The 393-nt window shown below is 45.0% G+C and carries 1 protein-coding gene; it reads right to left on the reverse strand.

From position 1 onward, the window contains the following. Positions 1-255 (reverse strand): hypothetical protein (locus tag KMS84_RS44065; protein WP_498066973.1); only part of this gene is annotated, 255 nt, incomplete at its 3' end. Between the last annotated feature and the right edge of the window lie 138 nt (positions 256-393).

Here is a 393-nt window from a genome sequence, read left to right on the forward strand (position 1 = left end):
TAGCGAGTCAATTGACTGCGCGGTAAGCGTTAAAGTGGGAAATTCCCATTCATAGTCTTTAACGACTTTTATTTGGAAGTGCCCTTTTGCGTCGAATGAAGGATACCAACCTACATCAATGAGGAAACCGTTTGGATACTCCACTTGAAGCATGTCCTCTTTCAGATGGTGGGCTTGATGCTCTACCCCTGAATCCTGCAACATAGAGAGTTCGTCGTAAGTTACTTTGCCTTGTAGAAATTCTAACGAGATCATTTAGTTAACCTCCGAAACTCTTGCTCTGAAATAGGGTGGCCGTGGATTGTTTTCGCGCTTAATTCAATACGTATCCAACGGCTGGATACTCCTTCGCTGGCGCCAATGCTCTCAGGGTACTCCATCACTTTCCATGGT

The organism is Streptomyces hilarionis (assembly GCF_024539675.1).
Taxonomy (GTDB): Bacteria; Actinomycetota; Actinomycetes; order Streptomycetales; family Streptomycetaceae; genus Streptomyces; species Streptomyces hilarionis.